This is a genomic window from Campylobacter taeniopygiae (genome assembly GCF_005406225.1).
Classification (GTDB): Bacteria; Campylobacterota; Campylobacteria; order Campylobacterales; family Campylobacteraceae; genus Campylobacter_D; species Campylobacter_D taeniopygiae.
The window spans coordinates 16,767-35,418 of record NZ_NXLY01000010.1 but is presented as its reverse complement, the minus strand read 5'-3'; the positions used below and the strand labels follow the sequence as shown (position 1 = coordinate 35,418).

General features: G+C 26.9%; 20 protein-coding genes. All 20 read right to left on the bottom strand.

Going from position 1 to position 18,652, the window contains the following annotated elements:
- Positions 1 to 66 precede the first annotated feature (66 nt).
- The gene (locus tag CQA75_RS09345) at positions 67 to 2,214 is read right to left on the bottom strand and encodes an ankyrin repeat domain-containing protein (RefSeq protein WP_212741798.1); all 2,148 of its coding nucleotides are present in this window, start codon (positions 2,212 to 2,214) and stop codon (positions 67 to 69) included.
- Positions 2,215 to 2,241: 27 nt separating this feature from the next.
- Positions 2,242 to 4,968, bottom strand: a complete 2,727-nt coding sequence (locus tag CQA75_RS09400; protein WP_246023767.1) for an ankyrin repeat domain-containing protein — start codon at positions 4,966 to 4,968, stop codon at positions 2,242 to 2,244.
- A 144-nt stretch (positions 4,969 to 5,112) separates the two neighbouring features.
- Positions 5,113 to 5,673, bottom strand: a complete 561-nt coding sequence (locus tag CQA75_RS05990) for a hypothetical protein (protein ID WP_137624120.1) — start codon at positions 5,671 to 5,673, stop codon at positions 5,113 to 5,115.
- A gap of 41 nt (positions 5,674 to 5,714) precedes the next feature.
- Entirely contained in the window at positions 5,715 to 6,284 is a 570-nt protein-coding gene (locus CQA75_RS05985) for a hypothetical protein (RefSeq protein WP_137624119.1), read from the bottom strand.
- A gap of 14 nt (positions 6,285 to 6,298) precedes the next feature.
- Entirely contained in the window at positions 6,299 to 6,685 is a 387-nt protein-coding gene (locus CQA75_RS05980; RefSeq protein ID WP_137624118.1) for a hypothetical protein, read from the bottom strand.
- Complete coding sequence (locus CQA75_RS05975) at positions 6,675 to 6,941, bottom strand: hypothetical protein (protein ID WP_137624117.1); 267 nt, start codon at positions 6,939 to 6,941, stop codon at positions 6,675 to 6,677. Before CQA75_RS05975 ends, CQA75_RS05980 begins: the two co-directional genes overlap by 11 nt.
- Positions 6,942 to 6,992: 51 nt before the next feature.
- Complete coding sequence (locus CQA75_RS05970) at positions 6,993 to 7,445, bottom strand: hypothetical protein (RefSeq protein ID WP_171000087.1); 453 nt, start codon at positions 7,443 to 7,445, stop codon at positions 6,993 to 6,995.
- Positions 7,438 to 7,731, bottom strand: a complete 294-nt coding sequence (locus tag CQA75_RS05965) for a hypothetical protein (RefSeq protein WP_246023766.1) — start codon at positions 7,729 to 7,731, stop codon at positions 7,438 to 7,440. Before CQA75_RS05965 ends, CQA75_RS05970 begins: the two co-directional genes overlap by 8 nt.
- Before the next feature lie 143 nt (positions 7,732 to 7,874).
- Positions 7,875 to 8,081, bottom strand: coding sequence for a hypothetical protein (locus tag CQA75_RS05960; protein WP_137624116.1), 207 nt, complete (start codon positions 8,079 to 8,081; stop codon positions 7,875 to 7,877).
- A 236-nt stretch (positions 8,082 to 8,317) separates the two neighbouring features.
- On the bottom strand, positions 8,318 to 9,238 hold the full coding sequence (locus tag CQA75_RS05955) for an ankyrin repeat domain-containing protein (RefSeq protein ID WP_171000086.1): 921 nt from the start codon (positions 9,236 to 9,238) through the stop codon (positions 8,318 to 8,320).
- A gap of 311 nt (positions 9,239 to 9,549) precedes the next feature.
- Positions 9,550 to 11,355 carry a BspA family leucine-rich repeat surface protein gene (locus tag CQA75_RS05950; RefSeq protein WP_137624115.1) on the bottom strand — a complete coding sequence of 602 codons (1,806 nt, stop codon included), beginning with the start codon at positions 11,353 to 11,355 and terminating at the stop codon, positions 9,550 to 9,552.
- Positions 11,356 to 11,757: 402 nt separating this feature from the next.
- The gene (locus CQA75_RS05945; RefSeq protein WP_137624114.1) at positions 11,758 to 12,327 is read right to left on the bottom strand and encodes a hypothetical protein; all 570 of its coding nucleotides are present in this window, start codon (positions 12,325 to 12,327) and stop codon (positions 11,758 to 11,760) included.
- 16 nt (positions 12,328 to 12,343) lie between these two features.
- A complete protein-coding gene (locus CQA75_RS05940; protein WP_281276530.1) occupies positions 12,344 to 12,472 on the bottom strand; it encodes a glycohydrolase toxin TNT-related protein in 129 nt (42 codons plus the stop codon).
- Positions 12,473 to 12,507: 35 nt separating this feature from the next.
- Positions 12,508 to 12,885 carry a hypothetical protein gene (locus CQA75_RS05935; RefSeq protein ID WP_137624112.1) on the bottom strand — a complete coding sequence of 126 codons (378 nt, stop codon included), beginning with the start codon at positions 12,883 to 12,885 and terminating at the stop codon, positions 12,508 to 12,510.
- Between the two features lie 165 nt (positions 12,886 to 13,050).
- Complete coding sequence (locus tag CQA75_RS05930; RefSeq protein ID WP_171000085.1) at positions 13,051 to 13,620, bottom strand: hypothetical protein; 570 nt, start codon at positions 13,618 to 13,620, stop codon at positions 13,051 to 13,053.
- A 138-nt stretch (positions 13,621 to 13,758) separates the two neighbouring features.
- Positions 13,759 to 14,310, bottom strand: coding sequence for a hypothetical protein (locus CQA75_RS05925; RefSeq protein WP_137624111.1), 552 nt, complete (start codon positions 14,308 to 14,310; stop codon positions 13,759 to 13,761).
- A gap of 41 nt (positions 14,311 to 14,351) precedes the next feature.
- Entirely contained in the window at positions 14,352 to 14,909 is a 558-nt protein-coding gene (locus CQA75_RS05920) for a hypothetical protein (protein ID WP_137624110.1), read from the bottom strand.
- Between the two features lie 733 nt (positions 14,910 to 15,642).
- Positions 15,643 to 16,545 (bottom strand): type VI secretion system baseplate subunit TssG, encoded by a 903-nt coding sequence (gene tssG / locus CQA75_RS05910; RefSeq protein WP_137624108.1) that lies wholly within the window; start codon positions 16,543 to 16,545, stop codon positions 15,643 to 15,645.
- Entirely contained in the window at positions 16,542 to 18,263 is a 1,722-nt protein-coding gene (tssF, locus tag CQA75_RS05905; RefSeq protein WP_137624107.1) for a type VI secretion system baseplate subunit TssF, read from the bottom strand. Before tssF ends, tssG begins: the two co-directional genes overlap by 4 nt.
- Positions 18,260 to 18,652 carry a type VI secretion system baseplate subunit TssE gene (gene tssE / locus CQA75_RS05900; protein ID WP_137624106.1) on the bottom strand — a complete coding sequence of 131 codons (393 nt, stop codon included), beginning with the start codon at positions 18,650 to 18,652 and terminating at the stop codon, positions 18,260 to 18,262. Before tssE ends, tssF begins: the two co-directional genes overlap by 4 nt.

The window sequence follows — 18,652 nt, the reverse complement described above, 5'->3', positions numbered from 1 at the left end:
TACACTATCATGTTATTACAATTTGTATTCCTCATTCTTCGGCTTTTTGAAGAGACAAATTGCCACTTAAAATCCATATTTAATAAGTGGATTGATGCTGATATCTGGTTTTTTAAAACTATAGAGCTCTTCAAGAATCTCAAAATATTTCGGATTTTTATTATATAATTTAAGATAGTCTTCTTTAAGCTTATAGCTATATTCTCCACCTTTTTGATAGTGTATTCTTTCAAGCTCTTCCATTTGTTGTTTATGTTCTTCGACTTTTTCTTTACTACCTAAAAGCTCTAAGACTGTTTTAGCTCCTGCTTGAATAAGGTAATTTGCTATAGTTGGACTTTCATTTAGTGCATAATCAAGAGGAGTTTTTGTATAAAGTTGATCAATGATATTAACTTCGCTTCCCGCGTCAATGAGTTTTTTTATAGTATCGCAATAGTAATAGTAATTATAACGAGCCTGTAATAATAATGCATTACAACCATAATAGCGGTGCTGTTTGTTTACTTCTATTTTTTCATTAATATCTTTGATTTTGCCACTATTTAAAATTAAGTTAATAAAATCCTTCATACTTACTCTAATTGCTGCATGTAGAAAATTTTCTCCTGTAGAGTTTTTTAAGTTAGGGTCAGCTCCTAATTCTAGCAAAAATTTTAAAATTTCAAATTTATGTTGTCGAATTTCTTTAAAATATCTTTCTTTTCGTGTGGGTAAAGTTTTAAACAATAAAGGACAAAAATCTCCATCTTCATCATAAACTAAGGCATTAATATCTGCACCTTTGCTAATTAACAACTTAACTAAATTTTTCGTATGTTCTAAATCTATATTTTTATCTCCCCATAAAATCGAAATATAGGATAAAAAAATGTTTAAGAGATCTTTATCGTGGATAAATTGTAAAACAAATTCAAAAAATTCTTCATCATATGATCCGTAATAAATAAACAAATATTGCACCATATTTACTCTACTAAATGGATAAAATTCATCTTTTCCATTTAAAGCTTCTATAATATAAGTATTTTCCATATTTTGACTGAAATATTCTTGCCACTCTTTATAATACTCATCTTTAACACTATGCTTGATATCATAGTCAAAAAACCATTTAAGCATAGGATTTTTTCGAGTTTGTTTATAGGTAATTGCTAGTAAAGTTTGAAAATTAGGTTTTTGTTCAAAAAAATGAAAATAATGAGGATTTTTTTGACACAATTTAAGATAATCTTCTTTAAGTTTTTTTGCATATTCCTCGCTTTTTTCCTTGTGTGCTTTTAAAATTTTCATTGTTTTTTGTCTATATTCTTCGATTTTTTCTTCACTGCCTAAAAGATCTAAAGAACTTTTAGCTCCTGCTTCAAGAAGATAATTTTTTATAGTTTGGCTTTTATTTTCTATAAGATCAAGATTTGATCGTCCAAAATCATCAGAAATATTTACATTTGCTCCTATTTTAATAATCTCTTTGGTGACGTTAGAATAGCAATTATAAACCGCTAATAATAATGCGTTATAACCACAATAGCTAGAATTTTTATTGTATTCTATTTTTTCATCAATATTTTTAATTTTGCTATTGGTTAAAATAAAATTGGCAAATGTTTGTAATTTTTCTATTAGTGCGTAGTGTAATAAATTTTCACCCTCTGAGTTTTTGATTTCAGGGTTTGCTCCTAATTCCAATAAAAAATGTAAAAGTTCTAGTTTGCGTTCTATAATTTTATCTATATATATTTCTTCAGGAGAAGGTAAGACTTTAAATAATAAAGGCGCATACCTTCCATCTTTATCATAAAGAAAAGTATTGATATCCGCCCCTTTATCCACTAACATTTTAATCACTCTTTTTGTAAGTTCTACATCTGTTTCTTTATCTTCCCATAAAATAGAAGAATAAGCTAATAACATACTTAAATATTCTTTGTCACAGATAAATTGTAAAACAAATTCAAAAAATTCATCATCATACAAATCATAGCGTGTAAATAAGTGTTGTGCTAAAGTCATTTTTTCATAAAAATATACTTTGTCTTTATCTTCTAAATCTTCTACAATATAGATCGTATTTAAATCCACTTTTTTAACATATTCTTGCCATTCTTTATAATACTTATCTTTAATGCTATGCTTGATTCCCATATTGAAAAACCATTGAAGCATAGGATTTTCTTGAAATTCTTCATAAGGGATGATTTTTTCGTTAGTCATTGTATGTCCTTTATATTTAATTGCATATTATTCCTCAATCAATTCTATATATTCTTTAAAAGCAGAAGGAGTTTTTTCTAGAATAGCATAATAATTATCTTCGCATTGTTTTTGATATGTTTCTTTTATTTCCGTTCCTATTAAGTACTTATTCCACACTTGGGCTCTAAACTCTTCAAGTTTTTCTTCACTGCCTAAAAGCTCTAAAGAACTTTTAGCTCCTGCTTCAAGAAGGTATTTTTTTATGGTTTCTCTTTGTTTTCCTATACGACTAAAAAATGTTTCAACTTCCGTAAGATCAAGGGCTGAATATCCGGTATGATAAAAAACATTCACATTAGCTCCTGCCTTAATAAGTTTTTTAACCGTACTAGAACATCCTTTCATTATAGCCTGTATTAAAGCACTGTTTCCAGCTCTAATCGTTTCATTGCCGCATTCTATTATAGCTTCATTAATATCTTTTATCTTACCACTATCGATTAGAGCATTGATGAATTTTTGGTTTTTTCCAATAATAAATTCATGCAATAAATTTTCACCCTCTGAATTTTTAAGATTAGGATCTGCTCCAAGTTCTAAGAAAAAATGCAAAAGTTTTAATCTATTAGCATTTTCTATTTTACCAGAGCTAAAAGGACGAACAAAGAAAATCAAAGGTTGAAAATTATTCGGCCAACTATAAAAATAAGCATTGATATTAGCTCCCTTATCCACCAAAAGCTTGATTATTCTTTTGTTTTTTTCTAAATCTAAACTATCGTATATCCAGCGATCAGTAGTACATCTGAGTAAAAAATTCAACCATTTTTGTTCCTTGATAAATTGTAAAGCATATTCGAAAAATTCATCGTCATACAAATCATGACGAATAAATAAATGTTGTGCTATGCTGGTATATTCTGAATTATATTCTTTAATAGTGTAAACTGCATTTAAATCAGCTTTTTTAACATATTCTTGCCATTCTTTATAATACTCATCTTTAACACTGTGCTCGCGTCTATCAAAAAACCATTCAAGCATAGGATTGTCTTGAACTTCTCCTTTTTCATTTGTTATTACTATTGTATTTTTTATTATTGTGTTTGGCCTCTCATTTGTATTTGACTCAAAACTTTTAAAATATTCCATAATAGGATCTGATCCTAGCCATTCATTCTCGCTCATCTCATCTTCAAAATCCGCATAACCATATACAGCTGGATCATCATAAAATTCCATAGATCTGTATTCAGTTATAGAATATAGTTCGTCTTCAGCAGTAGTATCTGCTTTACTTTCATCTGGATTTAAAGATTTGAAAAAATTTAAAATTTCAAAATTGCCTTGATGTTCTTGTTCGTATTGATCTTTGTCAAAACCATTGCTATCATGTGGCATTAAAACAGCATCTTTAAGCGCAAAACGAAGTGCTATAGCTAGATAACTTTTACCTTGGGAAATCAAACCTTCAGTTTTGTTTTCAAACTTTTTATCTTGTTCTGAATCGACTACACCATTGATATTTGCACCATTTTCAACGGCTTGTTTAAATAATGCTATATCGCCTTTTATAATTGCTTCAAGCAATTTATTATCTATCCCATTAACTATAATAATATTTTTTAAATCATAATACCAAGAAATCTTTTTAAAAAAATTAAAATAATGAGGATTTTTTTTGTGTAATTTAAGATAATCTTTTTTAAGCTTCTTTTTGTATTCTTCGCTTTTTTCATAATGTATTTTTTTAATCTCTTCCATTTTTTGTTCATATTCTCGAAGCTTTTGTTTATATTGTTTACGATCTTTAGTGCCATTACTCCAAAGCTCCAAAGCTGTTTTAGCCCCTGCTAACAAAAGCATTTCACTAACTTGATATCTTGTGGAGCCCAATAACTTATTTGTTTTAGCCCCTGTTGACAAAAGCATTTCACTAACTGTTCTATTTGTATCGTTGTTTTTAATATCGAGCGGAGTTTGACCATAATGATCAAAAACATTTACGTTTGCACCTGCCATAAGAAGTTTATCAATTATAGAGTTAGGTGGATATTTATATTCTTTGATTACTAATAATAATGCAGTCAAATTAAAATATCCAGAGCCTTTGCCAGATTCAATCTCTTCATTGATATTTTCAATCTTTTCTCGATCTAAAATGAGATTGATCAAATCTGAATTTTCTTCTTTAGCTGCACAATGTAATAAATTTTCACCTTCTGAATTTTTAAGATTAGGATCTAATGTCCCAAGTTCAAATAAAAAATCTAAGAGTTCAAGACCATGATCTTTATGAAAGTAGTTTGCAAGTTTGAAAAATAAAGGCGCATACCTTCCATCTTTATCATAAAGAAAAGTATTAATATCCGCCCCTTTATCCACTAACATTTTAATCACTCTTTTTGTAAGTTCTACTGTTTCTTTATCTTCCCATAAAATAGAAGAATAAGCTAATAACATACTTAAATATTCTTTGTCGTGGATAAATTGTAAAATAAATTCAAAAAATTCATCATCATACAAATCATAGCGTGTAAATAAACGTTGCGCTATAGTTGTTATATTAAACGGGTGAAGTTTTTTTATATTTTCAACTTTGCCAAAATCTTGTGTAAGATAAATTGTACTTAAATCCACTTTTTTAACATATTCTTGCCATTCTTGATAATACTTATCTTTAATACTATGCTTGATTCCCGTATTGAAAAACCATTGAAGCATAGGATTTTCTTGAAATTCTTCATAAGGGATGATTTTTTCGTTAGCCATTTAGTTTCCTTTTTTGCATTTTATATTTATCATTATACATTAGTTTTTATAATATTTTATTTTTTATTCCTTTTCAATATTCTAATCTAAGCATTTTTGCTTTGATCAAGCAAATCCACTAAATCAAATCACAGGAAAAACATTTTACACAAAACTGATTCTATTTTGTTTAATCATTCTAGCACGATTGATAAGAGCATAAAGAGCTATATCTTCATCATTTAACATTCTTTCAAAAGTTTTACTGTATCTATCCCCATCAAACTCAATACTTCTATATTCTATAATTTCCGCTTTAGCATTAGTAATAAAAGATATATATTTATCTCTTTGTTTATCATGTTTAATACCTGCACATAAAGGTTTAAGTGCTTCATCATACCAAATCACTTCTAACTTTTCTTCTTTGATGATTCTTAATGCTACTTCTTTTCTATTTTGCATTGAATAGTTCTCATCTACACTAAAATATTTTTGTTCATAATTCATCTGCAACATTTTATCAATAGCTTCTTTTTCATTATCAAAAGAATAACTAAGTCTAATACTTCCTTGGTCTTCAACATAGAAAGTTTCATATTTATTATTATCAGAATCAAACCACATAGTAAGATGGTATTCTCCTGCATGTTTATAAGAAGGATACCAATCTGTATCAATCAACTTTTCTTCTTCTATAATTAATTCTGCTTGTTCTCTTGTCATTGTTTTTCTTTAATATTATGATTTTCTAATTTTAAAACATTTTACACAAAACTGATTCTATTTTGTTTAATCATTCTAGCACGATTGATAAGAGCATAAAGGGCTATAAATTCATCGTTATAGGTAGAAGTGTAATTGTATTTTTCTAAAAATACAACAACTTCCCCATCAAATTCAATACTTCTGTATTCTATAATTTCCGCTTTAGCATTAGTGATAAAAGATATATATTTATCTCTTTGTTTATCATGTTTGATACCTGCACATAAAGGTTTAAGTGTTTCATCATACCAAATCACTTCTAACTTTTCTTCTTTGATAATTTTTAATGCTACTTCTTTTGTGATATTTTCTTTAATATCCTTCCTATTGTAGCATTTATGCCGATAATTTTCTTGTAACATTTTATCAATTGCTTCTTTTTCACTATCAAAAGAATATTCATCTTCAATACCTCCTCTTTCTCCAATATAAATAGTTTCGTATTTATTGTTATTAGGATTAAACCAAATTGTAAAATGATATTCCCCAGACGCATTATCATAATCACGCCAAGTTACATAAATCAACTTTTCTTCTTCTATAATTAATTCTGCTTGTTCTCTTGTCATTTTTTATCCTTTATTTAATCTATAAAATCTATATTAAAATATTTACAAGTTAAAGTAATATATTCTAAATCATTATCAAAATATATGCTTATTAACATCTCTTCTTCTTTTTCAATATAGCCTACTATATCATCCCAATTATTTCTTATTAAATCGATAAAATTAGCTTCTAATTGATTAAAATTTTTACAATATGATTTTGAATGTAGCAACTTATAATCATAAAAAATAATTTGCAAATCTTGTATATCTTTTTTTTCTGATTTAAAAAATATTTCTAAAGTTTTTTCATTCATTGTGATAGAATAAACAAAAAAGTCATTTTTTAAATCTATTTTTACATCCTTAAGGTAAAATTCTCTTTTGAATAAACTTCCATGCTTTAAATTCTCAAATTTCATTATTTTGCCTTTTTAAATAATTTTCTACAGTATCTAAATCTTTATGAGATATTGGCTCTACTAAACCCTGTGACATTCTATACTTTGTTGGATCTTGAGGATTTATATGTTTAGTATATTCTATTTTATGAGGTGTGTCAATTATTTTCTTTGATGTCTTCTCATAATGTGATTTACTGTCTAAATCATATCTGGTAAGTTTATCTTTTGTCTTTATAAAAACACTATTATATCCCCCATTGTAAATATAAGACATTTTTGTTTTTTCTTTGCTTTTTCGTGCCGATTTTGGTTTATTTGCTATCCCTTACCATATTATCCTATCATACTTAATCTTAGCAAGAGGACTAGCTTGTATTTTAGCTAAAGCAAATTTAATCTTATTGCCTTTAGGTATAGAAAGCACAGGATAGCCTTTATTGCTTACTCCTATTAAGCCCATTTGATAAACGGAATGTTTATTATTAACTTTATGCTTTGAATAAGTATAAGGAAATACCAAAGCAACTTTAGTACAAGGCCCTCCAGCGACTGGAGGATTTAAACATCCACTTATACTAGCTCCTTGTATTTCATCGTGTAACATAACAGGAACATTATTATATTTTATTCTTTTAGCCTTTTTTGCTTTTAAATTGACTTTGCCTCCATGTAAACATAATAAAGTATTATCTTCCAATATAGGATGCATACAAGAAGTATCAGGAGTTACATTAATATCTTCTATTCTAGGAATAAGGATTGTTTTTTTTCTAGCCATGAAAAGCCTTATGAGATTTGAGAATGTTTTCTAATTGCTCATCCTTAGCATAAAGAAATTTTTCTTCTAGGGAGCAATCAAAGTTTAAAGGAAAAGGTTTTAAGGTATTTTTACTTAAAAATTTTTCCCAAAGCATAGAATTTTCTTCCGAAGACAAATTCCAAAAATCATCTTTATTGTTATAAATATAATCTTGATAATCTATAAAATTTACAAAATTAATATTTATATCTTTTTGCTTAGAGAGCAAACCTTGTATATTTTCTTCTTCTAAATTTTTAAGCAACTTATCATATAAAGTTATGTAAAAAAAGTAAAGTGAGATAAAATCTAATTAAAGTATTATTTTATAGTGTTTTGATTAGATTTTTTAGAAATCAAAGTGAGGATTTATTCTTTACAAATTTTTACATATCACTTTATATTTTTTTACAAAAGTTTTACATATTTTTTACATTCTTTTTGCAAATACTTTACAAAGTTTTCAAAAGCTAAAGAGTGGTTTTTAAAATAGCCTACAACGCGCCCTAGAATTTCAAATTTTTCCCAAGGTTTTTTGAAAAGAATAGTATCAGTATCTTCACTAAGGGTAAAATTTATTATTAATCTATCTGGTGCTTCATAAAGTTTAGGCATAGCTTCATAAGCTTTTGCTTGTTTTTTGTGATATCTTCTTGTTCATTTGATTGATCTTGGGAATTTATTTTTTCAATTTCTTGTTCTTGATGAGTGTTCTTTTCTTTATCTTTAAATTTTTTTCATTGTCTTTAACTTTTGCTTGCAAATGAAAAGGCTTATAAAAACACAATTTACAATTTTCTAGTATATAAACCTTTTGAAATTCTTTGATATAAAAATTGACTTTAGCAAAGTTAATTTTTATTCCCCCATTCACTTTCTCTAGCCTTTTTTATAGCGTCGTTTAAAAGTTTGCAGTATTTTTCCCTATAGTTTTTATCTTTTTTACGCTCTTTATCATCCCAATATATTAAATTCTTGTCAAGTTTCCCTGAAGTCATTGCTCTTGCATCTTTTAAAAGTTTTTTATTTCTAGATCCTCTTGTAATATCTAAAGGAGTAACAAAATTTACATTGGCTCCAAGTTCGATTAAAAGCTTTGTAACCCTATAAGTTTCAGGTTCGCTTACAGCGTCAAATAAAAGGGTTTCATTGTATTCACTCTCTTGAATAAGTCGGGTTTGCATATCCACATTAGCCCCTCCTTTAATGGCTAGTTCTAATAATTCATAATTATTTTGTCTAACCCAAAAATGCATAGGAGTCCAATGAAATTCATCTTGATACACTTCAAATTTAGCCCCACGATTGACTAGATACTTAATGATTTGAGGGTTTGGATTATCAGCATTGAGTATATAATAATAGATTAAAGCGTTTTTATAAACATAAGGTCCATCTTCTATTTCTGTTACTAAAATATATTTCTCATTAGCTTCTTTGATATATTTCATATCAATAAGAACAAAATTATATTTAGGATCTTTTAAACTTAAACCATACTCATCAAATAAATAATCTAAAATAGAAAAATCATTATTGTTTTCTTCACAAGCAAATGCAGCTCTTATTATCAAGTTAAAAGGATCAAATAAAGGAAAGTCTCCATCTTCATCTTTGATATTAAGCTCATAACAAGATATTTTTACAGGATAATCCTTTAAAATCTCTTTTACCTTAGCTAAATCATTATCATCTATAGCTTCAAGAACTAAATCTTCTAACTCATCTTTTTGTTTATAATTCATAGCTTTGATATCTTCTAACGTTTTCATTGGTTTTTCCTTTAATTATAAATTTTGGAAATTATTTTCTTAACTTTGCATTATGAAAATATTGTTTTTGTTTTATATAGTATTTTTAAATACAAACTTACTAAACTTTTAAGAATCTAAATTCTGATTGCAATTTATACAATCAGAAAATATATTTTTTCATTACTTGTATTTTTAGATTATTCACTAATATATTTTTTCATTCAAGTTTTTGGCGTATTCGTAGGATAATTCATACATATTAGTAACATTTGAAATATCCTATTTGCTTAAGTCTTGGTGAAAATATTTAGTACTGCTAAACATCTGATTTATCGACTAGTATCTTTAATACCCCACTTGCTTAGATCGCCATTAAAATTTTCACAACCTTTAAACATAGAGTACATACTTGTAACCTTACTTACATCCCATTTACTTAGATCACCATTAAAATTTTTACAACCTTCAAACATATATTCCATATCTGTAACATTACTTACATCCCACTTGCTTAGATCGCCATTAAAATTTTCACAACCTTTAAACATAGAGTACATACTTGTAACCTTACTTACATCCCATTTACTTAGATCACCATTAAAATTTTTACAACCTCTAAACATAGAGCTCATACATTCAACATTACTCACATCCCATTTATCTAATGGTTGATTGAAATTTTCACATCCATAAAACATAGCGCCCATATCTGTAACATTACTAACATTCCACTTATCTAATGGTTGATTGAAATTTTTACATCCATAAAACATACCTTCCATACTTTTTACTTTACTAACATCCCATTTACTTAGATCGCCATTAAATTTTTCACAAAATTGAAATATACGTTCCATATCTGTAACATTACTCACATTCCACTTATCTAATGGTTGATTGAAATTTTTACATCTATAAAACATATATCCCATATTTGTTACTTTCCTAACATCCCATTTATCTAATGGTTGATTGAAATTTTCACATCCATAAAACATACCTTTCATACTTTTTACTTTACTAACATTCCAAGATTGTATATTATGATTAAAATACTTTGCATCCTCAAAGCAAGAAGCCATGTTTGTAACCTTGCTCACATCCCAAGTTTCAATTCCACTAAAATCTTTTCGTTTGCTTTTTTTAAATAGATTCTTAAAATTTGTAATATTACTAATATCAATATCACCTAAATAAATCTTTTTATCTTCGACTAATTCTACAAGCTCGGCTTTGTCTTTTGGAGTATGTCTAATACCCTTGCTTTTTGTGATCTTACCTGTAACATTACTTACATCCCACTTAGTTAATTTTTTACAACCTTCAAACATAGAGCTCATATTTGTAACATTACCAACATCCCATTTATCTAATGGTTGATTGAAATTTTTACATTCATAAAACATAAATCCCATGTTTTCAACATTACCAACATCCCATTTATCTAATGGTTGATTGAAATTTTTACATTCATAAAACATATATCCCATATTTTCAACATTACCAACATCCCATTTATCTAATGGTTGATTAAATTTTTCACATCCACAAAACATACTTTCCATACTTTTTACTTTACTAACATTCCAAGATTGTATATTATGATTAAAATACTTTGCATCTTCAAAGCAAGAATCCATGTTTGTAACCTTGCTCACATCCCAAGTTTCAATTCCACCAAAATCTTTTCGTTTGCTTTTTTTAAATAGGTTCTTAAAATTTGTAATATTACTAATATCAATATCACCTAAATAAATATTTTTATCTTTGACTAATTTGACAAGCTCGGCTTTGTTTTTTGGAGTATGTCTCACACCCTTGCTTTTTGTGATCTTAAAAAGTCCATCAAGTGATTTTTTCTTGCTTTTTGCTGCATTTAATCTTGAAAGTATATTAAAAAGATCGTATTCATCGCTATCCTTTATACTTCTGCCCGCATACACTGCTTTATCATCCCAATACTCTTGCTCCAAATCGCTAAGATAAACTTCTAGTTTGTCTAGTGTGTCTTGTGGGATACTTGCACCCTTATCAAAAAGCTCTAAAACGACTGCTTTTTTAGCTTCCCATTCTGATATATTGGATTTTCTTAAATCGTCTATTGCTTTTAAAAGTTGTGAATCTAAATCTTGCATAAGTTTTCCTTTTTATTATTTTTCTAAATTATAACAAATTATCGGTATTAACCAAAAAACTTTTATTGTTAATATTGACAATTTTAATGAAAGTGATAATGATGGCAAATAGTATATAAAATTCATTATTTAATAATGAATTTATTGTGTTATAAATTTACTTCTTTCCAATCATCACTTTTGCTTGTTTTGCTCCAAAATAACTTTTCTATAATTTTTAAAAATACTTAAAATTCTGTTTTATTATGATTTTCTAATATTATTAAAGCAATATTACTTCTTTGATATATTTTATATCACTAAGAACAAAATTATATTTAGGATCTTTTAAACTTAAACCATACTCACATAATGTTTTCATTGGTTTTTCTTTGCGTTATGATTTTCTAATTTTAAAACATTTTACGCAAAACTAATTCTATTTTGTTTAATCATTCTAGCACGATTGATAAGAGCATAAAGGGCTAGAAATTCATCGTTATAGGTAGAAGTGTAATTGTATTTTTCTAAAAATACAACAACTTCCCCATCAAATTCAATACTTCTATATTCTATAATTTCTGCTTTGGCATTAGTGATAAAAGATATATATTTATCTCTTTGTTTATCATGTTTGATACCTGCACATAAAGGTTTAAGTGCTTCATCATACCAAATCACTTCTAACTTTTCTTCTTTGATGATTTTTAATGCTACTTCTTTTGTGATATTTTCTTTAATATCTTTCCTATTGTAGCATTTATGCCGATAATTTTCTTGTAGCATTTTATCAATAGCTTCTTTTTCATTATCAAAAGAATAGCTAAGTCTAATACTTCCTTGGTCTTCAACATAGAAAGTTTCATATTTATTATTATCAGAATCAAACCACATAGTAAGATGGTATTCTCCTGCATGTTTATAAGAAGGATACCAATCTGTATCAATCAACTTTTCTTCTTCTATAATTAATTCCGCTTGTTCTCTTGTCATTGTTTTTCCTTTATTATTATATTTGTTTGATAAAACCTAATTGTATTAAGTCTTCTATGGAAATAGGGAGTTTAATCTGTGTTCCTCCACCTTCTTGATCAAAGCATGGAGATATTTTACCTATTCTAGCCATGAAAAGCCTTATGGGTTTTAGGGTAATCTTAAATTTTTTGAAAATTTTTACAAATACACTTTTTTATTGGTGTTTGATAATAACTTAATAAAAATATCATTATCATCCCAAGAATAACACTCAATCATTGATAATAAACCATTTTCAATATAAATCATAGCTCCACCTATCACAACACCATTTAAAAATAGATTTAAGGAATTAGTAAAACCATTGACTTGAATTTTTGGTCTTGCGGGATTAGTTTTTATATTGGCAAAATATCCACACTCATCAGCTTTTCTAGAAACAATATTAGCATGTCTAAAATGATCTAAAAGTAATTTTTGTTCTTTGGAAAAACATTCAATAATTTTTTTCTCCAATTCTTGAATATTAATTAAATGTTCTAGATTGAAACATTGTTCCAATTTTTGGTTTTCCATTTTTTATAACTCCTCTTACTTCAATATTAAATCCATTAATATTTATAATATACCCTTGTGCAAAATTTTCAGAAACTTTACCGCTTGCATAATCTTTTTCTATTTTTTTCAAAACCGCACTATAAGCTTTTTCTTTCGAATTGCCAAAAGACTTTAAAAAATCATCTAAATCATGTTCTTTTTTTTAAATATGTGGTTGAATTTATTTTGAATACTATTAGTTTGATTAGCACTTTCTAATAAATTAAACTTCTCTTTTGTTGTGTATTTTATAATATCTAAATTTTCTTTATTTATACCTTTTTGCCGATTATTCTTTAATGCTTCTATTTGCTTTGCTCTATCGTTTTTTATCTTTATTTTTTGCCACTTTTTCCCATCATATCTAATCTTAGCAAGAGGACTAGCTTGTATTTTAGCTAAAGCAAATTTAATCTTATTGCCTTTAGGTATAGAAAGCACAGGATAGCCTTTATTACTTGCTCCTATTAAGCCCATTTGATAAACGGAATATTTATTATTGATTTTATGCTTTGAATAAGTATAAGGAAATACCAAAGCAACTTTAGTACAAGGCCCTCCAGCGACTGGAGGATTTAAACATCCGCTTATACTAGCTCCTTGTATTTCATCGTGTAACATAATAGGAACATTATTATATTTTATTCTTTTAGCCTTTTTTGCTTTTAAATTGACTTTGCCTCCATGTAAACATAATAAAGTATTATCTTCCAATATAGGATGCAAACAAGAAGTATCAGGAGTTACATTAATATCTTCTATTCTAGGAATAAGGATTGTTTTTTTCTAGCCATGAAAAGCCTTGTGGGTTTTTAAACCCACTAAGATTAAATTAAATCATAAGGAAAGTATTTACGCAAAACTAATTCTATTTTGTTTAATCATTCTAGCACGATTGATAAGAGCATAAAGAGCTATATCTTCATCATTATATATTTCTCCTTCAAATTCTTCATCTCCATCAAACTCAATACTTCTGTATTCTATAATTTTTGCTTTAGCATTAGTGATAAAAGATATATATTTATCTCTTTGTTTATCATGTTTGATACCTGCACATAAAGGTTTAAGTGCTTCATCATACCAAATCACTTCTAACTTTTCTTCTTTGATGATTCTTAATGCTGCTTCTTTTGTTAAATATTCTTTAATGTCTTTGATATTATGATATTTATGCCAATAATTTTCTTGTAGCATTTTATCAATAGCTTCTTTTTCACTATCAAAAGAATATTCATCTTCAATACCTCCTCTTTCTCCAATATAAATAGTTTCATATTTATTGTTATTAGGATTAAACCAAATTGTAAAATGATATTCCCCAGATGTATTATCATAATCACGCCAAGTTACATAAATCAACTTTTCTTCTTCTATAATTAGTTCCGCTTGTTCTCTTGTCATTGTTTTTCTTTAATATTATGATTTTCTAATTTTAAAACATTTTACACAAAACTGATTCTATTTTGTTTAATCATTCTGGCACGATTGATAAGAGCATAAAGGGCTAGAAATTCATCGTTAATTATTCTTTCAAAAGTTTCACTGTATCTATCCCCATCAAATTCAATACTTCTATATTCTATAATTTCTGCTTTAGCATTAGTGATAAAAGATATATATTTATCTCTTTGTTTATCATGTTTGATACCTGCACATAAAGGTTTAAGTGCTTCATCATACCAAATCACTTCTAACTTTTCTTCTTTGATGATTCTTAATGCTGCTTCTTTTGTTAGATATTCTTTAATGTCTTTGATATTATGATATTTATGCCAATAATTTTCTTGTAGCATTTTATCAATAGCTTCTTTTTCATTATCAAAAGAATAGCTAAGTCTAATACTTCCTTGGTCTTCAACATAGAAAGTTTCATATTTATTATTATCAGAATCAAACCACATAGTAAGATGGTATTCTCCTGCATGTTTATAAGAAGGATACCAATCTGTATCAATCAACTTTTCTTCTTCTATAATTAGTTCTGCTTGTTCTCTTGTCATTGTTTTTCCTTTATCATGGTAAAAAAGATAAGATCCTTTAAAGGAAATTTTAGGAGTCTTTTTTATTCTTTTTAACTTTTCTTTTATTCTATTATTATACACTTTATGCTAATTAGCATCTTAATTTTCTATCGAATTTTTAGTTTTTGTATTTTTATTCAATTCTTTGATACCCCGCATTGTCTTTTTTTATAAACATGTAATAAATCTTTGTCTAAATTCATTGCTATTAAAAATTTATCCTTTAAGTATTGCTTAATTTCACTATAATACCTTAAATATTCCTCTCTCATATTGGTATATAGTTTGAGTATGAGCTTTTTTAATTTTTTATTGTAAAATCCAACTACCCAAAGAATCTTTATCATTTAAGATTTTTTGAGTGAAATTATGTTGCACTAATTTATCATAATGTTTTTTTAGTTTTTAGGTAGATTTATTCTTTATTTTTTATAATTTTGTTTAAAGCCTTTATTATTTATTTATGATTTAAAAGAAAGAGAAGTTTGATGATTGATAAAAAGGGGAGGTAAAAATGGAATTTAATATATTAAGATTCATAAAGGAATTTGGGGGCATGTTTTCTCCTTAGTGTGGTAACAAACTTATAAGATTTATTAAATACAAAGCTTATAAGTTTTACTGTATGATTAAATTTTTATTTATATTTGTTTGTAAATATTCTAGCATAGTTAGGGTAAATTTGAGTATGTTTTGTGGTATAAATATTTATTTATTCGTATAGTTTCATATATACTATGGTGTATTTTTTTTGTGTATTTCCTAAGATTTTCGCCCAGCCAAGTTTGGCGGTATTTTCATCCCCTAAGATAAATTTCATTTCTGAAGAATAGTTGATTTTAAGGTATAAATCAACGCAAAATTCATTATTTGTTAAAAACATTATACTATTTTTTAAATCATCATGTTTAGTTCCATTGGGCATAAATTTAACCGCTTCTTGATATGAAATATCTTTTATATAAATTGCTATTTTATTTTGATAAGAGGTAAATTTATCACCCAGTATAAAATTATTTCCTAAGGCGTGATTTTTTATACCCAGTTTATTTCTTTGAGTATCTGAAATTAAAATTTGGTGGGGCAAATTTTCAATGATCGATAATTTGTCTTTTAATTTAAAGTTAACTTGTAAAACTCTTTCTATATGTGTTTTTGGACGCCTTAAACTTAATAATAAAGGTGCAAAAGGCAAATATTTATTTGCGATATCATATTCTTTAATTCCTAATATATTAAATAAAATTTGAGAAATAGAGTCTTTAAAATTATCATTAAAAGATCTCGGATAATTTTTTAAGCCAACGACATCGAAAAATATCCAAAGTAAATAGTGATTAAAAAAATCAAAAAATAAAGTCCAACCTTGCTCTCCATCTTCATTTCTAGATAATTTATCTAACATAAATGAAGGAAGTTGTGAAGAAACTCCATGCAACCCCATAAAATTTACAAATAATTCTATAAATGATTGATCTGAAAAAATAATTTTTTCTAGATCTTTATTTGGATGTTTTAGACTTTTATTGGTTCTTAAAAATATATTTTTTTTTCCATAATCTTTTTCTAATTTTCTTATAAGTTTAAAAAAACTATATGAAGTTAGATCATTCATATTAAAGCTTTTTTTCCAAAGGAAGCAGGGTAATGTAGAATTTCTTTTGAGTCAAGACATTTTATCTTTAATTCACAAAAGGAATTAATGCTAGCAAAAGATGCTAAAAATTTGGATATAACTAATCCTAATAAATACACTTCGCCCAAAGTATAAAACTTAGAATCTTTAATGCTAAAAATAGCTACTGTTCCCTTTTTTGTAATATTTTCATCAATTAGATAAGTGCTTTTGCTTTGAATATCAACTATAGATTCTTGTAAAAGTTCATAAGATTTCCAATTTAATTGATTATCTAAAAAACTATAGCTTTCTAATACACCAAAAAAAGCTTTTCTGCTTAATATAGTTTGATAAGAAAAAGATAGCACGGAAACAAGTTTCCACAATAAATTGCCATCAACGCTACATCTTCTCGCTTCGCTTGGAATTTCGATATTTTTAGTATCAACACCTTTTAAATTGCAATTATTGATATCGCCTATTTTTAATCTTGAAGGAAGATCCCCATTGGAGCATAAAAGATCAATGCTTATAGTTTCATCCATTAAATAAGAGGAGAAAAAGGAAATTTCACTAAATACCTCTCCTTTAGAATTCTTTTTAGTATTTATGCTATAAAAGTCTTTTTGATTATCTTTTAAAAATTCAAAACGTTCAAAACTTTTATAGTTTTTTAACAATCTTTTACCCCCTTCGCTATTGTGTGCTTTAACTTGCAATGTTTGTATAATCTCATAAGCTTTAGGTTGGCTTCTATCAATAAAAATTCGATAACTATCTTTTTTATGATTATTTATAAGAGGTTCTGCACTTTTTGCAAAGATATTGATAATGGGTGTCATACCTAAAGAAAGTAATTCTTTTCTAAATATGCAATTTGTTGGAAAAGGCTTGGAGAATTTAAATTCAATATTAATTGTTCTTCCTTGACAATTATTTAAAACATCTAAGCCATTAATTCTTAGAAAATTAAATTTATGAGGCATAAAAAAATATTCCCTCAACAAAGAAAAAGCTTCAAAACCTAAATCATTATAAGATAAACTACTTTCATCTGGATTTAATCCTATTTTTTCAATATCATAAGTATTGAGAAAAAATTCTTCATCAGTGTCTAAACATTGAATTTTTAATTCTTTCAAATAAGAGTGTATATATAATAATAAAGTAGTAGACATGTAAGTATCATTACCTAAATATAAATTAATTTTTTCTAAACCTAAATCACTTATTTTTGTTTCTGCTTTATCTATTTGTAATTTTAAGTTAAAAGTATAGTCTTGGTTTTTACTTGATACAAAAACCTCATTTATGGAAATAGGATAAAGATAGACATCATAAACAGTTTTAAATTCACAAATGCATTTATCTATAGGTTTTGATTTAACAATAGTCCCTTTAGGAATAGTAAGTTTATTTTCTTTGCTATTTTGTTCAAGTTTAAATTCTTGCATACATAAAGAGGGTAGGGGATTTGTATAGTTTGGAGAAACTATATTGATTAAAGATTCTGCAATATGTGGGATATTTTCATCAAGTTCTTGATGAATTTTAGAACTTAGGATCGCTAAATTTTCAATAATTCTTTCTACATCAGGATCTTTGCTATCGTAAGCTAAAAATGGAGCTAGTTTTGGATAATTTTTTACAAAATATTCTCTAGTTTCATATAGATATTCGAGTTCTTTTTGGTAATAAAAGATATTATCCTTCATTTAACCTCGCAATATCTATTATTTTTGAAGATAATCTCTATACTAAATTCTTTAAAACGATCTTCTTGAAAAAAACATTTTGTAATAAAAGAAAGCTGCCAAGGACTTAAGCTATTATCATAAGTAATGGAAACAACTCTTATTCTTTTTTCATAATTATCAATTAACTTTCTTATTTCCTTAGCCATTGAAATGCATAATTCACTAGAACTAAGATTAATGTCAGTCATATTTGGCATCCCTAAATCTTTCGCGGTATAACAGTCATTAATCTTAGAGTTGAGCAAAACTTTTATATTATTCTTTACATCCTCAAAATCATTTTGATAGAAAGGAATGTGTGCGTTTTGCTCGTCTAGATCGTGAATCAGTTTATCTAACAAAGACAT